This is a genomic window from Mesorhizobium sp. M8A.F.Ca.ET.207.01.1.1 (genome assembly GCF_004794715.1).
Classification (GTDB): Bacteria; Pseudomonadota; Alphaproteobacteria; order Rhizobiales; family Rhizobiaceae; genus Mesorhizobium.
Genome location: NZ_SRUS01000008.1, coordinates 1 through 19,065 on the forward strand (window position 1 = coordinate 1; position 19,065 = coordinate 19,065).

Sequence of the window (19,065 nt, forward strand, 5' to 3'; positions counted from 1 at the left end):
GCTCTCCCGCGGCTGTAACCTCAGGTGGTACGGGCGACTTCGCCAAGCCAAGGTCCGGGCGGCCGCCCGGACCTTGGCTCAATCGCTTCAATCCCACGAAATCTCTCTCGTGTAGATACAAGGTGGCCCGGCGAAGCCGGGACGGAGAGGGGACTTCGGGACGACTGGGAACTGCCCAAGGCTCCTGATCGCGCGCCTCCTCCTCACCGGTTGCATCTTCACAAAGGTCGTCCCCCTCTCCGTCCCGGCTTCGCCGGGCCACCTCTCCCCCGGTCCGCGGGGTGCGAGGAACCCAAGTCTTGCTAAGCGGCGTGCCGGAACCATCAGAATTAGCAGGCAATCTCCATTTTCCTATTGCAGATAAAGATTATCCACGATAAAAGATATCCATGAATTGGAGATCATCACGATGAAGCTGGGCGAGGGCGTCGAGGCGGCCATCCACTGCGCGGCGACGCTGGCGAGCGTGGACGGCAACAGCACCATGCCGGGCGCGGCTCTGGCGGAGGCGTTCGGCCTGTCCCCGAGCTATCTCCTGAAGCATCTCAATATGTTGAGCGCGGCGCGCATTCTGGAATCGGTGCCGGGCCCGGCGGGCGGCTATCGGCTGGCGCGGGCGGCGGAACGCATCACACTGCTCGACATCGTGCTGGCCATCGAGGGGCGCGAACCGGCGTTTCGCTGCGGCGAGATCCGCCGCAACGGTCCGGTCAAGATCGATGCCTCGGCCTATGTCAAACCTTGCGGCATCAATGCCGCGATGCTGAAGGCGGAGCGCGCCTACCGGGCAGCGCTGGCCGAGGTGAAACTGTCCGCCATCGTGGCGGATTACGCGGCGGAAGGCGACCCCAGATCGTTTGCCGCGAGCTGCGCCTTTGTCGAGCGCCATCAGCGGCCGCAGAAATCCAGTTCAACCAACCAAACCTAACCCTCCCGACGATGCGAAAGGAAAGACTATGAAACAGAGAATGCAATTCTTCGCCAAGGCGCCCGAAATCATGAAGGCGGTCTCGGCGCTCAACAAGGCGGTCGACGAATGCGGGCTGGAGGTGAGCCTGCTGCACCTGATCAAGCTCAGGGCTTCGCAGATCAATGGCTGTTCCTTCTGCGTCGAGATGCACAGCCGCGAAGCCAGGCGCGACGGCGAAACCGAGCAAAGGCTCTATCTGGTTTCCGCCTGGAAGGAATCGCCGCTGTTTTCCGAGCGTGAACGCGCCGCGCTGGCCTGGACCGAGGCGGTGACGCTGGTCGCCGACAACGGCGTGCCGGACGAGCTCTATGCGCGCGCGCTGGAGCATTTTTCGGAAGAGGAACTGGTCAAGCTGTCCGTCGCGGTCGGCATGATCAACACCTGGAACCGGCTCTGCATCCCGTTCCACGCCATCCATCCGATGCCCGCCGCCAAGGCGGCCTGATCGGTCCGGATGTTTGTTGGGGCGCCGCCGAAGAAGGCGGCGCTTCTACTGTTTCAAAGGGAGGGTTTTTAGTGCCTGCCGATCTGCCTTCGACCTTGCTGTTTCTCGGCCGCCTGCTGGCCGGCGGCGCTTTCGTCTTCGCCGGCCTGCGCAACATCCAGAACGCGGCCCTCCTGACCGGGTTGATGGCCGCGCGCGGCGTGCCGCAGGCTCGGCTGGCGCTGTGGGCCGGCATTGTCCTGCAGGTCATTGCAGGGGCGCTGGTGATATCAGGCCTCTGGACCGTGATCGCCTGCGCGGCGCTGGTGCTGTTCCTGGTCGTCGCGACGCCGATGTTCCACAATTTCTGGGATCATCAGGGTCCGGACCGGGCGTCCCGCATCAACGGTTTCATCGGCAATGTCGCGCTCGGCGGTGGGTTCCTGACGCTGATCGCACAATCCGTTTGATGGCCGAAGTCAGGCCGCGAACCGGAGGCCGCCGTCGCAGGTCAGCACCTGGCCTGTCATGAAGTTGTTGGAGACGAGGAAGGCGATCGCCGATGCGACGTCCTCGGCGCGACCGATGCGGCCGACGGGCGTCTTCCCCGCATATTCGGCAAACACCGCTTGCCTCTGTTCCTCCGGCAGAAAGTCCCACCACGGCGTGTCGATGACGCCGGGCGCCACGACGTTGACGCGTAGCGGCTTCAGCTCGACAGCCAGGATCGGCGTCACGGTCAGCAGCATGCCGTTGACGGCACCGATGCCGGCGACACCGGGCATGGTGACCTGAGCTGAGACCGCCGAGATGAAGGTGACCGATCCGGATTTGCTCAACGTCGGCAACGCGGCCTGCAGGCAGGACAGTTGCGGCCGCACCTTTTCGTCGACGCCGCCGGCGATGTCGGCGAGATCGAGCGTCTCGAACGGTCCGAGGCCCTTGCCGCCGCTCGCCGCCAGAACGAGGTGGTCGAACGGACCGAGCCGATCGAAGAACTGGCGCACCTCATCGGGCTTCGACGCGTCGAAGGCGGCCTTGTCGGCTGCGCCACCAAGGCTTTTCCAGGCGCCGACGAGCTTGTCCTGGTTGCGCCCGGTGATGGTGACCTTCATGCCCGGGCCGAGCAGTTTGCGCGCTGTCGCCAGGCCGATGCCGGACGAGCCGCCGATGATGACTGTGTGTTCGGTTGTGACGGTCATGACGGTTCTTCCTTCGATTTTGGCGAAGCCAGCCCGACGAGGTCGAGGCTCAGGCTTCGCAATTGCTGTCTTGCCCTGGCATCGTAAGCCTGGGCGTCGGCGCGGGATTCGCGCAGTCCGTCGAAATAGAGGCCGCTGCGGCCTTCGAGCTTTTGCGCGGTGGCGAGGTTCAAGATGGCGTCGGCGCCGGTTTCGACCGAACTCCATGGCTTCACCCCCGCCTGACGGACCATGGTGGTGTTCATGTAGCTCGCCGGATGCAGCGCATTGACGGTGACGCCGCTGCCTTTCAACTGCTCGGACAGATCGATGGTGAACAGGATCTGCGCCAGCTTGCTCTGGCAGTAGGCGCGCACGCCGCTATAGCCGTGGGTCAGCATGACGTCGTCGAAGTTGATCGCCTGCTGGCCGGCGGACGCCACATTGACGATGCGCGCCGGGGCACTTGCCCTGAGCAGCGGCAGCAGTTCCGAGGTCAGCAGGAAGCCGGCGAGATAGTTGACGGCAAAGCGAAGTTCGTGGCCGTCGGCGCTCGTCTGTCGCTTGTCGCCAGCCGTGCCGACGCCGGCATTGTTGATGAGGACGTCGAGGCGGCTCGTCCTGGCGCGCACGGCCTCGGCGAGGCGCCTTACCTCCGCCAGCGACGCGAGATCGGCCGCGAGAAACTCGGCCTTGCCGCCGGCGGCTTCGATCTCGGCGATAACGGCTTTGCCGCGTGTGGCATCGCGGCCATGCACCAGTACCCGTGCGCCGGAGGCGCCTAGCCTTTGCGCCACGACCCGGCCGACGCCGTCGGTCGATCCGGTGATGAGAATGGTCTTGTCTTTCAATTCCATGTTCAGAGCCTCCTGTTGCTGCTCCGAACGCAAGATGGGACGCTTCGCCCACGGCAAACAGTTCAAACTTTATCCTGGTATCAATACTGCTATAATAGCCGGTATGAACGCTTCCATCTCTGCTGCCCCCACCCAATCAGCCGACGAGAGCCGCCGGCGCGAACTCGGCGCCTTCCTGCGTTCGCGCCGGGAAAGGCTGACGCCGTTGGCCACCGGCATCGCAACAGGTCCGCGACGGCGCACGCCGGGTCTGCGGCGCGAGGAAGTTGCGATGATCGCCGGTGTCGGCACCACCTGGTACACCTGGCTCGAACAGGGCAGGGACGTGCGGCCCTCGGTCGAAGTGCTCTCGGCGCTCTGCGAGGCGTTGCGCCTCGACGCCGTCGAGAAGCGGCATCTGTTCATTCTCGCCGGCCGCCAGCAGCCGGAACGTCGTGTGGCGGCGCCCGAGAAGGTGGACGCTACGCTGTTGCATATGCTGCAAAGCCTCGTCCTGCAGCCGGCCCAAGTGGTCGGCCGGCGCTGGGATGTGCTTGCCTGGAACCCGGCCGCGGCGGCGGTGTTCGGCGACTATGGCCTGCTGGAGGGCGATAGCAGAAACATCGTTCACATGGTGTTCACCAATCCGCACCATCGCCGCCTGCTGGTCGACTGGGAAGAACTCGCCCGCGTGGTGCTTGCCTCGTTTCGTGCCGAAAGCGCCAAATATGTCGGCGATTCCGATTTCGACAGGCTGATCACCCTGATGATGAGTTCAAGTCCCGAGTTCCGTGACTGGTGGCCGCGGCGCGACGTGGCGCGCAGGCTGACCGGCGTGAAGCACGTTCGGCATCCCAAGGCCGGCTTGATGGCTTTCGAGCATATGAGCCTGTCGATCGATGACGGCTCGGATATGCGGCTGATCGTCTACACGCCGCTCGCCGAGCAGAACTCGGTCGCCAAGCTGCAACAATTGCTCGACGCGATGCCGGCCGAACGGCGCAGCGCCTGACGACGGTGCGTTCTGAGGCAAAGCCCTCCCAGCTTCGTCATCCCAGGGCGGAGCAGCTGCGAAGCGGCGTCGCGGAGACCTTGGGATCCATTCCGTGACCTTGGCCGTCGAGCGCAGCGGAGCAGAATTCTGAACCGTTGCAGGGCTTCCGCGTCGCGGCATGGATTCCTTGGGCTGCGGAGCAGCTCCAGGGGTCTGCGCCGCGTCGCTACGCTCCTTGCTTCGCCCTAGAATGACGAAGTGGTGAGCGCCTCGGCCCATCTCCGAGGTCAGCAACAACGCTACCCCTTCGGCTTCAGCCCATCCAAGAATAACTGCTCGAGAAATCTCGCGGCGTCCTCGAAACGGCCGTCGCCGCCGCGGTTCGGGCCGAGCACGGCGCGGACCTGGACGTCGAAATCGGCATAGTGCTGGGTGGTCGCCCAGATCGAGAAGATCAGGTGCCAGGGATCGGTCCTGGCGATCTTGCCTGCGCGCATCCAGCCCTTGATGACGGCGGCCTTCTCGTCGACGAGCGTCTTCAACTCGCCCGCCAGCAGCGGCATGATGCGCGGTGCCCCCTGCAGGATCTCGTTGGCGAACAGCCGGCTCTCGCGCGGAAAGTCGCGCGCCATTTCCAGCTTGCGCCTGATGTAGCTCCTGAGCTCGGTCATCGGATCGCCGATATCGTCGAGTTCCCTCAGCGGCGCCAGCCAGGTTTCGAGCAGCCGTTCCATCAAGGTCTCGTGAATGTCTTCCTTGCGGCGGAAATAGTAGAGCAGGTTCGGCTTCGACATGCCGGCGGCTTCGGCGATCTGGTCGATGGTCGAGCCGCGGAAGCCGTTGGTGGAGAACACTTCGAGTGCGGCCTCCAGGATCAGTTCGCGCTTTTCCTGCTGGATGCGGGTGCGGCGAGGGGCTTGCGTGCTGATGGTCACCGTTGCGGACCCTCGCATTGACGGTCATCTGGACCAATTCTCTGGACCAGTTTTTCCCTAGCCTGTGGAACGCACTTCAGGAGCCGCATTTCCGCTAGTAATCCTTGACCGCCGACAGGGCGGTGCTAACGTTTGTCCAATCGGTCAAAATTTGCGTAGCATGAAAGCACGGCAAAGACCAAGCGTTGGACGCACCGAAACAGGTTACAAGGGGAAGTCTTGGTCATGTCCAACCGGCTGAAAGTCACGCCGAACGATCTCAGCGCATTCTGGATGCCGTTCACGGCAAACCGGCAGTTCAAGCAGGCGCCGCGCATGTTCGTGTCCGCCAAGGACATGCACTACACCACCAGCGACGGCCGCAAGGTGCTGGACGGCACCGCCGGCCTGTGGTGCGTCAACGCCGGCCACTGCCGCCCGAAGATCACCGAGGCGATCCAGCACCAGGCCGCCGAACTCGACTACGCCCCGGCCTTCCAGATGGGCCATCCGATCGTGTTCGAACTGGCGAACCGCCTGGTCGACATCGCGCCCAAGGGCATGGACCATGTGTTCTTCACCAATTCCGGTTCGGAATCGGTCGAGACGGCGTTGAAGATGGCGATCGCCTATCACCGCGTGAAGGGCGAGGGCTCGCGCACCCGGCTCATCGGCCGCGAGCGCGGCTATCACGGCGTCAATTTCGGCGGCATCTCGGTCGGCGGCATCGTCACCAACCGCAAGATGTTCGGCACGCTGCTGGGCGGCGTCGACCATATGCCGCACACCCACCTGCCGGAGAAGAACGCCTTCTCCAAAGGCGTGCCGGAGCATGGCGCGGAGCTCGCCAACGAGCTGGAGCGCATCGTCGCCCTGCATGACGCCTCGACCATTGCCGCCGTCATCGTCGAGCCGGTCGCCGGGTCAACGGGCGTCATCCTGCCGCCGAAGGGCTATCTCGAGAAGCTGCGCGAGATCTGCACCAAGCACGGCATCCTGTTGATCTTCGATGAGGTCATCACCGGTTTCGGCCGCCTCGGCGCGCCCTTCGCCGCCGATTATTTCGGCGTCACGCCCGACATCATGACCACCGCCAAGGGTGTCTCCAACGGCGTCATCCCGATGGGCGCGGTGTTCGTCAAGAAGGAAATCCACGACGCCTTCATGACCGGCCCCGAGCACATGATCGAGTTCTTCCACGGCTATACCTATTCGGGCAATCCGATCGCCTGCGCTGCCGCACTCGGCACGCTCGACACCTACAAGGAAGAAGGACTGCTCACCCGCGGCGAGGAACTGGCGCCCTATTGGGAAGATGCGCTGCATTCGCTGAAGGGCGAGCCGCATGTCATCGACATCAGGAACATCGGCCTGATCGGCGCGATCGAGCTGGCACCGATCGCCGGCAGTCCGACCAAGCGGGCCTTCTCGGCCTTCGTCAAGGCCTTCGAGCGCGGCGCGCTGATCCGCACCACCGGCGACATCATCGCACTGTCGCCGCCGCTGATTATCACCAAGGGCCAGATCAACGAACTGATCGACCATGTGCGTGAAGTTTTGAGGTCTATCGATTGAAGATCTGGGCGCGGATATCCCTCCCCCTCGAGGGGAGGGTGGCCGCGAAGCGGTCGGGTGGGGTCGGTGCGACTGGGCGCCGACCTGATCTTTTGCCGCGAGGTCGCTCCTGATGCCCCGGACTCGCGTGAGTTTCGAAATGCGCCAGAAGGCGCGCGCGCTTCGAGTTCACGCGACCAAGGGCGAATCCCTGCTCTGGTATGAACTGCGCGAGCTGAAATCGACCGGCATCAAATTGCGCCGCCAGTGCCCGATTGGACCGTACATCGTCGACTTCGCCTGTTTTGGTGTGAAACTGGTGGTCGAAGTGGATGGCGATCTGCACGAACACGAAAAGGGCAAACGGCACGACGCCGTTCGTGATGCTTATCTGCGTTCGCTCGGGTTCGATATCTTTCGCGTTGACGAGCCCGATGTCATAAACAGCGCCTGGCATGTCGCGCAGGCGGTCAAGGGGAAGGTCGAGCTTATGTCAGGCGACCCCACCCGACCGCTTCGCGGCCACCCTTCCCTCGAGGGGGAGGGGGACGCCGCGCAATTGGAGAGGTTTTGAATGGCCGCACCCGGCGAAAATCTGCGAATCAATTCAGACCGTTTGTGGGATTCGCTGATGGAGATGGCGAAGATCGGCCCCGGCATTGCCGGCGGCAACAATCGCCAGACCGTGACCGACGAGGACGGCGAGGGCCGGCATCTGTTCAAGCGCTGGTGCGATGCGGCCGGGCTCGAAATGGGCGTCGACGAAATGGGCACCATGTTTGCCCGTCGTGAAGGCACCGACCCCAGCCTGCCGCCGGTCTATGTCGGCAGCCATCTCGATACGCAGCCGACCGGCGGCAAATATGACGGCGTGCTCGGCGTTCTCGGCGGCCTGGAGATCGTGCGCTCGCTCAACGATCTCGGCATCAAGACGAAACATCCGATCGTCGTCACCAACTGGACCAACGAGGAAGGCGCGCGCTTCGCGCCGGCGATGATGGCCTCCGGTGTGTTCGCCGGCGTGCTCGACCAGGCCGACGTCTACGAGCACACGGACAAGAACGGCAAGAAATTCGGCGAGGAACTGGAGCGCATCGGCTGGAAGGGCACCGAAAAGGTCGGCGACCGCAAGATCCACGCCTTCTTCGAACTGCATATCGAACAGGGCCCGATCCTCGAGGACGAAGACATCGACATCGGCGTCGTCACCCACGGCCAAGGCCTGAAATGGCTGCAGGTGACGCTGACCGGCAAGGAGGCGCATACCGGCTCGACCCCGATGCCCAAGCGCCGCAATGCCGGGCTCGGCATGGCGCGCGTGATCGAGCTGGTGCACGAGATCGCCATGGACTACCAGCCCGACGCGGTCGGCGCGGTCGGGCACATGGAAGTCTATCCGAACTCGCGCAACATCATCGCCGGCCGTACCGTCTTCACCATCGACATCCGCTCGCCGGAAAAGGAAGTGCTCGATGCCATGGATGGCCGCATCCGCGAAGGCATCGACACGATCTGCGACGCGCTGGATATCAAATACGAGATCGAGCAGGTCGGCCATTTCGATCCGGTCACCTTCGACAAGGACTGCGTCAAGGCAATCCGCGATGCCGCCGATCGGCTCGGTTACACGCACCGCAACATCGTCTCAGGTGCCGGCCACGATGCGTGCTGGATCAACCGCGTGGCGCCGACCGCCATGGTGATGTGCCCTTGCGTCGACGGGTTGTCGCACAACGAGGCCGAGGAGATCACCAAGGAATGGGCATCGGCCGGCGCCGATGTGCTGTTCCACGCGGTGGTGGAGACGGCCGTCATCGTGGAGTGAACTAAGAGATCTACATTCGAAACGCCGCTCACCAAGAAGCGCGAAGAGAACAGGGAACAGATAAATGACCAAAGTCATCAAGAACGGTACTGTCGTCACCGCCGACCGCACGTGGAAGGCCGATGTGCTGTTCAGCCACGGCAAGATCGTCGCCATCGGCTCGGACCTGCACGGCGACCATGAGTACGACGCCACCGGCTGCTATGTGATGCCGGGCGGCATCGATCCGCACACCCATCTCGAAATGCCGTTCATGGGCACATATTCGGCCGATGATTTCGAATCCGGCACGCGCGCGGCGCTCGCTGGCGGCACCACGATGGTGGTCGATTTCTGCCTGCCGGCGCCGCAGCAATCGCTGCTCGAAGCCTTGCAGATGTGGGACAACAAGACCTCCAAGGCCGCCTGCGACTATTCCTTCCACATGGCAATCACCTGGTGGGGCAAGCAGGTGTTCGACGAAATGGCCACGGTGGTCGACAAGGGCATCACCTCGTTCAAGCACTTCATGGCCTACAAGGGCGCGCTGATGGTCGACGACGACGAAATGTACGCGTCGTTCCAGCGCTGCGCAGATCTTGGCGCGCTGCCGCTGGTGCATGCCGAAAATGGCGACGTGGTCGCGGCGCTGTCGCAGAAGCTGCTGGCGGCCGGCAACAATGGCCCCGAAGGGCATGCCTATTCGCGTCCACCGGAAGTGGAGGGCGAGGCGACCAACCGCGCCATCATGATCGCCGACATGGCCGGCGTGCCGCTCTATGTCGTGCATGTCTCCTGCGAGCAGAGCCATGAGGCGATCCGGCGGGCGCGCCAGAAAGGCATGCGGGTGTTCGGCGAGCCGCTGATCCAGCACCTGACCCTCGATGAGAGCGAGTATTTCGACAAGGACTGGGACCATGCGGCGCGCCGCGTGATGAGCCCGCCCTTCCGCAACAAACTGCACCAGGATTCGCTGTGGGCGGGCCTGCAGGCCGGATCGCTGCAGGTGGTGGCGACCGACCATTGCGCCTTCACCACGGACCAGAAGCGTTTCGGCCTCGGCAATTTCACCAAGATCCCCAACGGCACCGGTGGCCTCGAGGACCGGTTGCCGGTGCTGTGGACCAGAGGCGTCAACACCGGGCGGCTGACGATGAACGAGTTCGTCGCGGTGACCTCGACCAACATCGCCAAGATCCTCAACATGTATCCGAAGAAGGGCGCCATCGTCGAAGGCGCGGATGCCGACATCATCGTCTGGGATCCCCAGCGCAAGAAGACCATATCTTCGAAGAAGCAGCAGTCTGTCATCGATTACAATGTGTTCGAAGGCGTCGAGGTGACCGGCCTGCCGCGCTTCGTGTTCTCGCGCGGCGAACTGTCGATCGAGGAGGCAGAGGTCAAGGCGAAGCCCGGCCATGGCGAGTTCGTAGGGCGGGAGCCGAACGCCGCGGTCAACCGGGCGCTGTCGACGTGGAAAGAGATCACCGCGCCGCGCAAGGTCGAGCGGACGGGCATCCCGGCGACGGGGGTTTGACCATGCGCGCCATTCATCTTGCCATGGCCGCCGCGGCGCTGTTGTCAGCGGGCCATGCGTCGGCAGCCGGCATCGATCTCAGCAAGCCTTATGGCGACAAGTATGGCTGCATCAACAAGAACGGTCAGGAAGTCGCCGCCGATCAGATGCTGCTTCTGACCGACAAGGAACTGATCACGGCGGCCAGCGCCTGCACCTTCACCGAGACGAAGGCGCAGGCCGATGGCTCGTTGATGATCAAGGCCGAGTGCGAAGCCGAAGGTGAGGACGGCAAGTCGCCGGCCACCTTCACCATCAAGCGCAGCGCCAAGAATGCCAAGAAACTTTCTGTCGTCGACGAGGACGGCAATGTGATGGGTGAAGTCTCCCGGTGCAAATGATGGCGACAACCCTCGCGTCGGTGTCAGGCGACGAGCGCATCCAGTTCCGGCAGCAGAACGACGCTTTCCTGTTCGTTGGGATCGGTGCGGGCAATGACGGCCGAAGAGGGGGCGTTGCTGAGATTGGCCGGCAGATGCGGCACGCCAGCCGGGATGTAGAAGAGGTCGCCGGCCTTGACGACGATGTGATGTTCGAGCCGGTCGCCATACCAGGTATGGACTTCGCCGGAGAGCACGTAGATCGCCGTTTCGTGGTTCTCGTGCAGATGCGCCTTGGCGCGGGCGCCGGGCGGCATGGTCAGCACGTGCATGCAGATGCCGGATGAGCCGACAGTTTCGGTCGCGATGCCGGCCAGATAGGTCAACCCCTGCTTGCCTTCATAGGTGCTGTCAGGGCGAATAAGACGACAAGTGGGTTTGGGCGACATCGGGGAAACTCCGGGCGTCGATTGAGTGGAACAAGGTCGGTGGGCCAATGGGACAGGGCAAGTGGAAAACAACATCGCGATAAAAGCAACCGGATTTCAGCCGGCGCCCCGGTGCGGTGACAAGGCAGGCCGCAACCGATGACGGGATCTTCGCCAGCCGTCGTTTCGGCAAGCAAGCTTGGCCTCATCTTCCAGACCAATGACGGCCCGGTCCAGGCGCTGTCCAATGTCGACCTGACCATCGGCAAGGGTGAGTTCGTCTCCTTCATCGGGCCGTCCGGCTGCGGCAAGACCACGCTGCTGCGCGTCATCGCCGATCTGGAGAAGCCGACTTCGGGGATGATTTCGGTCAACGGCATGACGCCGGAACAGGCGCGCGAGAAACGCGCCTATGGCTATGTCTTCCAGGCAGCCGCCCTGTTTCCCTGGCGCACCATCGAGCGTAATGTGGCGCTGCCGCTGGAGATCATGGGCCTGTCCAAGACCGAGCAGGCGGAGCGGATCAAGCGCACGCTCGACCTCGTCAACCTCACCGGCTTCGAGAAGAAGTACCCCTGGCAGCTCTCCGGCGGCATGCAGCAGCGCGCCTCGATCGCCCGGGCTCTCGCCTTCGACGCCGACCTCCTGTTGATGGACGAGCCGTTCGGCGCGCTCGACGAGATCGTGCGCGACCACCTCAACGAGCAATTGCTGCAACTGTGGGGCCGGACCAACAAGACCATCTGCTTCGTCACCCACTCCATTCCGGAGGCCGTCTATCTGTCGACCCGCATCGTCGTCATGTCGCCGCGTCCGGGCCGGGTCAGCGACATCATCGAATCGACGCTGCCGAAGGAGCGGCCGCTCGACATCCGCGAGACACCCGAATTCCTGGCGATCGCCGCGCGGGTGCGCGACGGGTTGAGGGCGGGGCATAGTTATGATGATTGAGCGCCCCGGCAAGCGAGCGATCAACCTCGCCTTCGTCATCCTGGGGTGGAGCAGGCGCGCAGCGGCCTGCGTTATGGAAGCCGCCCGCCGCGATTTCGTCATCCTAGGGCGAGGCAAGGAACGAAGCGACGCGGCGCAGACCCTAGGATCCATGCCGTTACTTCTGAGCTCCGCAACGGTGCAAAACGATGCACCCTCCGCTGTGCCTTCGAAGGGGAATTTTCTCTACTGCTTACACTCCTTGATCGACGTCACGGAATGGATCCTAGGGTCTGCGCGACGCTTCGCGTCGCTCCGCCCTAGGATGACGAGCGCGAAGGTGGTCGACCTCCGCTTCGCTCCGGCCACCCTCTCCCCGATGGGGAGAGGAGGGCGCCTCGCTGGCGAGGCCTCCTGATGGACACCTTCCGCGACAAACTCGTCCCCGTGACATCGATCCTGGCCGGTGTCATCGTGCTCTGGTACGTTTTCGCCGTCATCCTCAACGCGCCGTTCCAGCGCGATCTCGACACCCGTGCCAACGAAACCCCCGGCGCCGTCGAGTTCATCGGCAAGACGCTGTCGCAGCCGAAGCCGACGCTGCCGGCTCCGCATCAAGTGGCGGTGAACTTCTTCGAGAACACCTTTCTGCGGCCCATCACTTCGAACCGCAGCCTCGTCTACAACGCCTGGGTCACGCTGTCCTCGACGCTGCTCGGCTTTGCCTTCGGCACCGCGCTCGGCATCGTCATTGCCGTCGGCATCGTGCATGTGGCGACGCTCGACCGCAGCCTGATGCCGTGGATCATCGCCTCGCAGACCATTCCGATCCTGGCGGTGGCGCCGATGATCATCGTCGTGCTGGCGGCGATCGGCATCACCGGGCTGATCCCGAAGGCGATGATCTCGACCTATCTGTCGTTCTTCCCGGTGACGGTCGGCATGGTGAAGGGCCTGCGCTCGCCCGAGATCATGCATCTCGACCTGATGCACACCTACAATGCCAGCCGCACGCAAACCTTCTGGAAATTGCGCGTGCCGGCCTCGGTGCCGTTCCTGTTCACCTCGATGAAGGTGGCGGTGGCGGCAAGCCTGGTCGGCGCCATCGTCGGCGAACTGCCGACAGGCGCGGTCGCCGGCATCGGCGCCAAGCTTCTGGCCGGCGCCTATTACAGCCAATCGATCGACATCTGGTCGGCGCTGGTCGCGGGCTCGATCGTGGCGGCACTTCTGGTCATGGTGGTCGGCATTGCCGGCCGCATCGTCGACCGCGCCATGGGCGGGAGGCCAGCATGAACTGGCTGAAACCTTCCTGGCAAGCGGTGCTGGCGATCGTTCTGTGCCTGATCGCGGTCGCGCTTGGCGCCATGTCGAGGCCGGAAGCGGCAGCGCTTGCGGACCCGACGGCGAGCATCAACTATCCCTATCTGGGAACGAAGGGCTTGATGCTCGGCCTTGCCGTGGTCGCGGCGCTGATCTCGATGGTCAGGATTCCATCCGTTGCAGAGGCCGTCGTGCTGTTCATCGGCGCGCATCTCGTCGCCTGGCTGCTGATATCGGGGATCGCAGGTTTCGAAGGCGCGGCACTGGCGCCGTATTTCCTGCTGCTGACGGCCGTCTGGCTGCTAGGCTGGCGTTGCGTCGCGGTGCTGTCGGGGCTCCGCCCGATAGCGGGTTGGGCGCGGACCGCTTTGCGTCTGATCATCCCCGCCATCTTCGGCGCCTGGATCCTGATCATCTGGGAGGCGGTGACGCGAGGCGCCGGCATTCCGTTCATCCTGCTGCCGCCGCCGAGCGCGATCGGCGCGCGCATCGCCGGTTCGCTGCCGATACTCGGCGCCGATGTCCGGCAGACCATCTTCAAGGCGGTGCTCTTCGGCTATGTCGTGGGCAGCGGCGCCGGCTTCATCACCGCCATCCTTGCCGACCGCGTGCCGTTCCTGCGGCGCGGGCTGTTGCCGATCGGCAACATGGTCTCGGCGCTGCCGATCATCGGCGTGGCGCCGATCATGGTGATGTGGTTCGGCTTCGACTGGCAGTCCAAGGCGGCCGTCGTCATCATCATGACCTTCTTCCCGATGCTGGTGAACACGGTCGCCGGGCTCGCCGCGTCCGGCCATATGGAGCGCGACCTGATGCGCACCTATGCGTCCGGTTATTGGCCGACGCTCATCAAGCTCCGGCTGCCGGCGGCAGCACCCTTCATCTTCAACGCGCTGAAGATCAACTCGACGCTGGCGCTGATCGGCGCCATCGTCGCCGAGTTCTTCGGCACGCCGGTTGTCGGCATGGGATTCCGCATTTCGACCGAGGTCGGGCGGATGAACATCGACATGGTCTGGGCCGAAATCGCAGTTGCAGCACTTGCGGGTTCGGTCTTTTATGGCGTGGTCGCCCTTGTCGAAAGGGCCGTCACGTTTTGGCATCCCTCTGTCCGTGGTGGATAGGGGCGGTGGGTTTAGGGCACTAACTTCAGAGGGTAAGAAAATGAAAAGACTTATTATTCCAGTTCTGGCCGGCGCGATGTCGCTGGCCGCGTTCCAGGCAATGGCCGCCGACAAGGTGACCTTGCAGCTGAAATGGGTCACGCAGGCGCAGTTTGCCGGCTACTATGTCGCCAAGGCCAAGGGCTTCTATGAGGCCGAAGGCCTCGATGTCGACATCAAGCCGGGCGGCCCCGACATCGCACCCGAGCAGGTGATCGCGGGCGGCGGCGCCGACGTCATCGTCGACTGGATGGGTGGCGCGCTCGCCGCGCGCGAAAAGGGCGTGCCGCTGGTCAACATCGCCCAGCCCTTCAAGAAGGCCGGCATGGAACTGGTCTGCCCGAAGGATGGGCCGATCAAGACCGAAGCCGACTTCAAGGGTCATACGCTGGGCGTCTGGTTCTTCGGCAATGAATATCCTTTCTACGCATGGATGAACAAGCTCGGGCTCAAGACCGAGGGCGGCCCGGACGGCGTCACCGTCTTGAAGCAGAGCTTCGACGTGCAGCCGCTGATCCAGAAGCAGGCCGACTGCATCTCGGTCATGACCTACAATGAGTACTGGCAGCTGATCGACGCCGGCTACAAGCCCGAACAGCTCACCGTGTTCAACTACTCGGCGATGGGCAACGACCTGCTCGAGGACGGGCTCTACGCCTCGGAAGACAAGCTCAAGGATCCGGCCTTCGAGGACAAGATGGTGCGCTTCGTGCGCGCCTCGATGAAGGGATGGAAATACGCCGTCGACAACAATGACGAAGCTGCCGGGATCGTCATGGACGGCGGTGGCCAGGACGAGAACCACCAGAAGCGCATGATGAGCGAAGTCGCCAAGCTGATCGACAATGCCGACGGCAAGCTCGACCCGGCGACCTATGAGCGCACCGCCAAGGCGCTGCTCGACCAGAAGATCATCACCAAGGAGCCGACCGGCGCCTACACCACGGCCATTACCGACAAGGCGGTCAAGTAAGCCGGACTGGCGTGATCAACAGCGCCTGCGACCGGTTTGACGGCTGATACCAAAAGGGGCGGGCGACCGCCCCTTTTCCATGCGCTCCAATCACAAAACCGTGTGCAGGGATACATTGCGCCGCCCATCCGTTGCAATGAAGCATGCGCGCGTCGGGGGAACCGCGACGCATGCTTTATTCAATATCCAATCGGAGGTTCTTCATGCGCGCTCACTCCTTCCTTCCGGCGCTATCGGCGCTCGCTATTTCCACCGCTTTCCTGTTCGCATCACCGGCCATGGCCGAGATGGTGAAATACAAGGCGACCCTCGATGGCGGCCAGCAGAGCCCGGCCGTCACCACCAAAGGCAAGGGGACGGCCACTCTCACCTTCGACACGACCAAGAAGAAGCTCAGCTGGAACGTGAAGTATTCCGGCCTCAGTGGCCCGGCAGTGGCCGCGCATATCCACGGCCCGGCGGCAATGGGTGAAAACGCTGATCCCGTGATCCCGTTCAAAGGCAAGCTGAAGAGCCCGATCAAGGGGTCGGCCACGTTGACCGATGCGCAGGCCGCTGACCTGGAGGCCGGCAAGTATTACGTCAACGTGCACACGGCCGCCCACAAGGACGGCGAGATTCGTGGCCAAATCGAAAAGGCGATGTAGGGTCCGGAGCGCCGCTCGCGCTTGAAGGCCGGCGGGACAGCGCCCCCCTCTATCCTGCCGGACATCTCCCCCACCTGGGGGGAGATCGGCAGCTTGGAATGCAGCACCTTTTCTTTGGAGCCGATCGGTTCCTTCAGCTTTTGTCGCGAATCTGCGTCATCGTGCGGGTCGGCGTGATCGCCTCGGGATCGAGCCGGATTTCGACGATCGCCGGCTTGCCGCTGGCGCGGGCACGTTCGAAGGCAGGCGCAAAGTCTTCGGTCTTCTCGACAGTCTCGCCATGGCCGCCATAGGCGCGGGCAAGCGACGCGAAGTCGGGATTTTTCAGGTCGGTGCCGACCACACGGCCCGGATATTCGCGCTCCTGATGCATGCGGATGGTGCCGTAGATGCCGTTGTTGACGACGACGACGATGATAGGCAGGTCGTATTGCACGGCGGTGGCGAATTCCTGGCCGTTCATCAGGAAGCAGCCGTCGCCGGCGAAGGCGACCACGGTGCGCTCCGGATAAAGCGCCTTGGCGGCGACGGCCGCTGGCGTGCCGTAACCCATCGAGCCGGAGGTCGGTGCTCCTTGCGTGGCGAAGCGGCGGAAGCGATGGAAGCGATGCACCCAGGTGGCGTAATTGCCGGCGCCATTGGTGAGGATGGCGTCGTCGGGCAATACCTTTTCCAGGTAATTCATGATCGGCCCCATCTGCACCGGGCCGGGGCCGCTTTCCGGCGGCGTCGACCAGTCGAGATAGGCGGCGTGCAACTTTGGCGTTTCTTCCGCCCAGGCCGGCATTCCGGCCGGCTTGCGCTTGGCGAATGCCTCCACGAAAGCCGCGGGCGATGCATTGATCGCCAGCGTCGGGCGGTAGACCCGGCCGAGTTCGCCGGCATCGGCATGGACGTGCACCAGTGCCTGGTCGGGATAAGGGCTCTTCAGCAGCGTGTAGTCCGAAGATGGCATCTCGCCCATGCGGCCGCCGATCAAGAGAACGACGTCGGCCTGCTTGATCGCCGCCGCCAGCTTCGGATTGATGCCGATGCCGACATCACCGGCATAGTTCGGGTGCAGATGGTCGAACAGCATCTGGCGGCGGAAGGAACAGCCGACAGGAAGCGACCAGGTCTCGGCGATTTCGTGCATCCGCGCCACGGCGTCCGCGTTCCAGCGCGTGCCGCCGAGGATGACGAACGGTCGCTTGGCGCTGCCCAGCAGCATTTCCAGCGCGTCGAGCTCGGCCCCGCCTGGATAGGTCTCGACCGGCGTATGGGGAAGTGCTTGCGGCGCCTTGACCTCGCTGGTCAGCATGTCCTCCGGCAGCGAGATGACCACCGGGCCAGGCCGGCCCGACGTTGCCACGGCGAAGGCGCGGGTGACGAATTCGGGGATGCGCGAGGCGTCGTCGATCTCGACCACCCATTTGGCAATGTCGCCGAAAAACCTGACATAGTCCACCTCCTGGAACGCCTCGCGTTCCTTGGCGTGGCTGGCGACCTGGCCGATGAACAGGATGAGCGGAACCGAATCCTGCATGGCGATGTGGACGCCGGCCGAAGCGTTGGTGGCGCCGGGGCCGCGGGTGACGAAGCAGATGCCGGGCTTGCCGGTCAACCGGCCCTGGCAGTCGGCCATCATGGCGGCGCCGCCTTCCTGGCGGCAGACGATGGTGCGGATCGAAGAGTCATGCAGCGCATCGAGCACCGCAAGGTAGGATTCGCCCGGCACGCAAAAGATACGGTCGGTGCCGTTGGCTTCGAGGGCGTCGACGATCAGTTGTCCACCGGTCTTCATTTCCCAGACTTCTCCAGTTCGGCAAGGATTTCGTCAGTGTGCTCGCCGAGACGCGGCGAGGGGCGCTCATAGCTGAGCGGTGTGCCCGACATCACCATCGGGGCGCGCACCGACGGCAGGCGGTTGCCATGGCCGTCGTCAAGGTCGAGCCGCATGCCGCGGGCAATGGTCTGCGGATCGGCGAACATCTGGCCGATCGTGTTGATCGGGCTTGCCGGCACGCTGGCGGCTTCGAGCTGCGCCAGCAGCGGATCGCGATCCCAGGTCTTCAGCGCCTCGATGATGCGTGCGCGAAGGTCCACGCGGTTGGCGACGCGGGCGGGATTGGTGGCGAAATCGGGATTCGCCGGCAAATCGTCCAGCCCGACGGCGGCGCAGAATTTGCCGAACTGGCCGTCATTGCCGACGGCCAGGATGATGTGGCCGTCCCTGACCGGAAGCACTTCGTACGGGGCAATGTTCATATGCGCATTGCCCATCTGCACTGGCGACTTGCCCGAGACGAGATAGTTGAGGTTCTGGTTGCCGAGCGCCGAGATCTGGGTGTCGAACAGCGCCATGTCTATGTGCTGGCCCTCGCCGGTCTGTTCGGCATGGCGAAGTGCGGCCTGGATGGCGATCACCGAATAGAGACCGGTGAAGATGTCCGAGATGGCGACGCCTGCCTTTTGCGGCTCGCGGCCGGCCTCACCGGTGATCGACATCATGCCGGCCATGGCCTGGATGATGAAGTCGTAACCGGCGCGTGGCGCATAAGGCCCGTCCTGGCCGAAGCCGGTGATGGAGCAGTAGACCAGGCGAGGGTTGATTTTCTTCAGACTGCCGTAGTCGAGCCCGTATTTCTTCAGGCCGCCGAGCTTGAAGTTCTCGATCAGCACATCCGCCGTCGCGACCAGCCGGCGCACCGTCTCGGCGCCTTCCGGCGTCGAAAAGTCGATGGCGATGGAACGCTTGCCGCGATTGCAGGAATGGTAATAGGCGGCTGACAGGTTCTCGCCGTCATGGCTCATGACGAAGGGCGGACCCCATTTGCGGGTGTCGTCGCCGCCATCGGGGCTCTCGACCTTGATGACATCGGCGCCGAGATCGGCAAGCAACTGCCCGGCCCAGGGGCCGGCAAGAATGCGGGCGAGTTCGACGACGCGGACGCCTTTCAGCGGGGGTTCGGCCATAAATCACCGTGGTTGCCGCAATCACCGTGATTGCCGCGAAAGCAGTGCCTCTATCAAGCCCGGCAGCGGCTGT

The 19,065-nt window shown here is 63.7% G+C and carries 20 protein-coding genes; 14 read left to right on the forward strand and 6 right to left on the reverse strand.

Annotated elements, in window-relative coordinates:
* Positions 1 to 409: 409 nt before the first annotated feature.
* The 3 genes from EN850_RS22795 to EN850_RS22805 all read left to right on the forward strand — a co-directional run bounded on the left by EN850_RS22795 (position 410) and on the right by EN850_RS22805 (position 1,864).
* Entirely contained in the window at positions 410 to 928 is a 519-nt protein-coding gene (locus tag EN850_RS22795) for an Rrf2 family transcriptional regulator (protein WP_136092293.1), read from the forward strand.
* Between the two features lie 28 nt (positions 929 to 956).
* A complete protein-coding gene (locus EN850_RS22800) occupies positions 957 to 1,415 on the forward strand; it encodes a carboxymuconolactone decarboxylase family protein (protein ID WP_127871730.1) in 459 nt (152 codons plus the stop codon).
* Positions 1,416 to 1,486: 71 nt separating this feature from the next.
* Positions 1,487 to 1,864: a DoxX family protein gene (locus EN850_RS22805; RefSeq protein ID WP_136092294.1), complete on the forward strand. Its 378-nt coding sequence runs from the start codon at positions 1,487 to 1,489 to the stop codon at positions 1,862 to 1,864.
* 9 nt (positions 1,865 to 1,873) lie between these two features.
* Here EN850_RS22805 and EN850_RS22810 read toward each other — a convergent pair whose 3' ends face one another.
* Both EN850_RS22810 and EN850_RS22815 read right to left on the reverse strand, forming a co-directional pair.
* A complete protein-coding gene (locus EN850_RS22810; protein WP_136092295.1) occupies positions 1,874 to 2,596 on the reverse strand; it encodes an SDR family oxidoreductase in 723 nt (240 codons plus the stop codon).
* The gene (locus EN850_RS22815) at positions 2,593 to 3,432 is read right to left on the reverse strand and encodes an SDR family NAD(P)-dependent oxidoreductase (protein WP_136092296.1); all 840 of its coding nucleotides are present in this window, start codon (positions 3,430 to 3,432) and stop codon (positions 2,593 to 2,595) included. Before EN850_RS22815 ends, EN850_RS22810 begins: the two co-directional genes overlap by 4 nt.
* Positions 3,433 to 3,535: 103 nt before the next feature.
* On the opposite strand from EN850_RS22815, the gene EN850_RS22820 reads away from it, so the two are divergent.
* Positions 3,536 to 4,423 carry a helix-turn-helix transcriptional regulator gene (locus EN850_RS22820; protein ID WP_136092297.1) on the forward strand — a complete coding sequence of 296 codons (888 nt, stop codon included), beginning with the start codon at positions 3,536 to 3,538 and terminating at the stop codon, positions 4,421 to 4,423.
* 281 nt (positions 4,424 to 4,704) lie between these two features.
* Here the strand turns inward: EN850_RS22820 and EN850_RS22825 are convergent, their stop codons facing one another.
* The gene (locus EN850_RS22825; RefSeq protein ID WP_127279388.1) at positions 4,705 to 5,340 is read right to left on the reverse strand and encodes a TetR family transcriptional regulator C-terminal domain-containing protein; all 636 of its coding nucleotides are present in this window, start codon (positions 5,338 to 5,340) and stop codon (positions 4,705 to 4,707) included.
* A gap of 225 nt (positions 5,341 to 5,565) precedes the next feature.
* Here EN850_RS22825 and EN850_RS22830 point away from each other — a divergent pair, with 225 nt between their 5' ends.
* From EN850_RS22830 to EN850_RS22850, 5 genes are all read left to right on the forward strand, one after another.
* Complete coding sequence (locus tag EN850_RS22830) at positions 5,566 to 6,894, forward strand: aspartate aminotransferase family protein (protein WP_135881951.1); 1,329 nt, start codon at positions 5,566 to 5,568, stop codon at positions 6,892 to 6,894.
* Positions 6,895 to 7,033: 139 nt separating this feature from the next.
* On the forward strand, positions 7,034 to 7,447 hold the full coding sequence (locus EN850_RS22835) for an endonuclease domain-containing protein (RefSeq protein ID WP_246689263.1): 414 nt from the start codon (positions 7,034 to 7,036) through the stop codon (positions 7,445 to 7,447).
* Positions 7,448 to 8,698: a Zn-dependent hydrolase gene (locus tag EN850_RS22840; protein ID WP_136092299.1), complete on the forward strand. Its 1,251-nt coding sequence runs from the start codon at positions 7,448 to 7,450 to the stop codon at positions 8,696 to 8,698. It abuts the gene before it with no gap.
* Positions 8,699 to 8,762: 64 nt separating this feature from the next.
* Positions 8,763 to 10,214, forward strand: coding sequence for a dihydropyrimidinase (gene hydA, locus EN850_RS22845; RefSeq protein ID WP_136092300.1), 1,452 nt, complete (start codon positions 8,763 to 8,765; stop codon positions 10,212 to 10,214).
* 2 nt (positions 10,215 to 10,216) lie between these two features.
* Complete coding sequence (locus tag EN850_RS22850; protein ID WP_127871721.1) at positions 10,217 to 10,594, forward strand: hypothetical protein; 378 nt, start codon at positions 10,217 to 10,219, stop codon at positions 10,592 to 10,594.
* Between the two features lie 23 nt (positions 10,595 to 10,617).
* Here the strand turns inward: EN850_RS22850 and EN850_RS22855 are convergent, their stop codons facing one another.
* On the reverse strand, positions 10,618 to 11,022 hold the full coding sequence (locus EN850_RS22855) for a cupin domain-containing protein (RefSeq protein WP_127280216.1): 405 nt from the start codon (positions 11,020 to 11,022) through the stop codon (positions 10,618 to 10,620).
* A 138-nt stretch (positions 11,023 to 11,160) separates the two neighbouring features.
* Here EN850_RS22855 and EN850_RS22860 point away from each other — a divergent pair, with 138 nt between their 5' ends.
* The 5 genes from EN850_RS22860 (at position 11,161) to EN850_RS22880 (ending at position 16,037) form a co-directional block, all read left to right on the forward strand.
* The gene (locus tag EN850_RS22860; protein ID WP_136092301.1) at positions 11,161 to 11,952 is read left to right on the forward strand and encodes an ABC transporter ATP-binding protein; all 792 of its coding nucleotides are present in this window, start codon (positions 11,161 to 11,163) and stop codon (positions 11,950 to 11,952) included.
* A 396-nt stretch (positions 11,953 to 12,348) separates the two neighbouring features.
* Positions 12,349 to 13,227, forward strand: a complete 879-nt coding sequence (locus tag EN850_RS22865) for an ABC transporter permease (RefSeq protein WP_135866317.1) — start codon at positions 12,349 to 12,351, stop codon at positions 13,225 to 13,227.
* Positions 13,224 to 14,378 carry an ABC transporter permease gene (locus EN850_RS22870; protein WP_127279294.1) on the forward strand — a complete coding sequence of 385 codons (1,155 nt, stop codon included), beginning with the start codon at positions 13,224 to 13,226 and terminating at the stop codon, positions 14,376 to 14,378. Before EN850_RS22865 ends, EN850_RS22870 begins: the two co-directional genes overlap by 4 nt.
* 40 nt (positions 14,379 to 14,418) lie before the next feature.
* A complete protein-coding gene (locus EN850_RS22875) occupies positions 14,419 to 15,390 on the forward strand; it encodes an ABC transporter substrate-binding protein (protein ID WP_027160663.1) in 972 nt (323 codons plus the stop codon).
* A gap of 203 nt (positions 15,391 to 15,593) precedes the next feature.
* Positions 15,594 to 16,037 carry a CHRD domain-containing protein gene (locus EN850_RS22880; RefSeq protein ID WP_127279293.1) on the forward strand — a complete coding sequence of 148 codons (444 nt, stop codon included), beginning with the start codon at positions 15,594 to 15,596 and terminating at the stop codon, positions 16,035 to 16,037.
* 133 nt (positions 16,038 to 16,170) lie between these two features.
* On the opposite strand, the gene EN850_RS22885 is transcribed toward EN850_RS22880, so the two are convergent.
* On the reverse strand, positions 16,171 to 17,820 hold the full coding sequence (locus EN850_RS22885; protein WP_135866322.1) for a thiamine pyrophosphate-binding protein: 1,650 nt from the start codon (positions 17,818 to 17,820) through the stop codon (positions 16,171 to 16,173).
* On the reverse strand, positions 17,817 to 18,992 hold the full coding sequence (locus tag EN850_RS22890; protein WP_135931892.1) for a CaiB/BaiF CoA-transferase family protein: 1,176 nt from the start codon (positions 18,990 to 18,992) through the stop codon (positions 17,817 to 17,819). The genes EN850_RS22885 and EN850_RS22890 overlap by 4 nt, the downstream gene beginning before the upstream one ends.
* Between the last annotated feature and the right edge of the window lie 73 nt (positions 18,993 to 19,065).

Coding starts and splice junctions, on each gene's coding strand:
- EN850_RS22795 (WP_136092293.1), top strand. CDS start 410: ATGAAGCTGGGCGAGGGCGTCGAGGCGGCCATCCACTGCGCGGCGACG.
- EN850_RS22800 (WP_127871730.1), top strand. CDS start 957: ATGAAACAGAGAATGCAATTCTTCGCCAAGGCGCCCGAAATCATGAAG.
- EN850_RS22810 (WP_136092295.1), bottom strand. CDS start 2,596: ATGACCGTCACAACCGAACACACAGTCATCATCGGCGGCTCGTCCGGC.
- EN850_RS22815 (WP_136092296.1), bottom strand. CDS start 3,432: ATGGAATTGAAAGACAAGACCATTCTCATCACCGGATCGACCGACGGC.
- EN850_RS22820 (WP_136092297.1), top strand. CDS start 3,536: ATGAACGCTTCCATCTCTGCTGCCCCCACCCAATCAGCCGACGAGAGC.
- EN850_RS22830 (WP_135881951.1), top strand. CDS start 5,566: ATGTCCAACCGGCTGAAAGTCACGCCGAACGATCTCAGCGCATTCTGG.
- EN850_RS22835 (WP_246689263.1), top strand. CDS start 7,034: ATGCGCCAGAAGGCGCGCGCGCTTCGAGTTCACGCGACCAAGGGCGAA.
- EN850_RS22840 (WP_136092299.1), top strand. CDS start 7,448: ATGGCCGCACCCGGCGAAAATCTGCGAATCAATTCAGACCGTTTGTGG.
- hydA (WP_136092300.1), top strand. CDS start 8,763: ATGACCAAAGTCATCAAGAACGGTACTGTCGTCACCGCCGACCGCACG.
- EN850_RS22850 (WP_127871721.1), top strand. CDS start 10,217: ATGCGCGCCATTCATCTTGCCATGGCCGCCGCGGCGCTGTTGTCAGCG.
- EN850_RS22855 (WP_127280216.1), bottom strand. CDS start 11,022: ATGTCGCCCAAACCCACTTGTCGTCTTATTCGCCCTGACAGCACCTAT.
- EN850_RS22860 (WP_136092301.1), top strand. CDS start 11,161: ATGACGGGATCTTCGCCAGCCGTCGTTTCGGCAAGCAAGCTTGGCCTC.
- EN850_RS22865 (WP_135866317.1), top strand. CDS start 12,349: ATGGACACCTTCCGCGACAAACTCGTCCCCGTGACATCGATCCTGGCC.
- EN850_RS22870 (WP_127279294.1), top strand. CDS start 13,224: ATGAACTGGCTGAAACCTTCCTGGCAAGCGGTGCTGGCGATCGTTCTG.
- EN850_RS22875 (WP_027160663.1), top strand. CDS start 14,419: ATGAAAAGACTTATTATTCCAGTTCTGGCCGGCGCGATGTCGCTGGCC.
- EN850_RS22880 (WP_127279293.1), top strand. CDS start 15,594: ATGCGCGCTCACTCCTTCCTTCCGGCGCTATCGGCGCTCGCTATTTCC.
- EN850_RS22885 (WP_135866322.1), bottom strand. CDS start 17,820: ATGAAGACCGGTGGACAACTGATCGTCGACGCCCTCGAAGCCAACGGC.
- EN850_RS22890 (WP_135931892.1), bottom strand. CDS start 18,992: ATGGCCGAACCCCCGCTGAAAGGCGTCCGCGTCGTCGAACTCGCCCGC.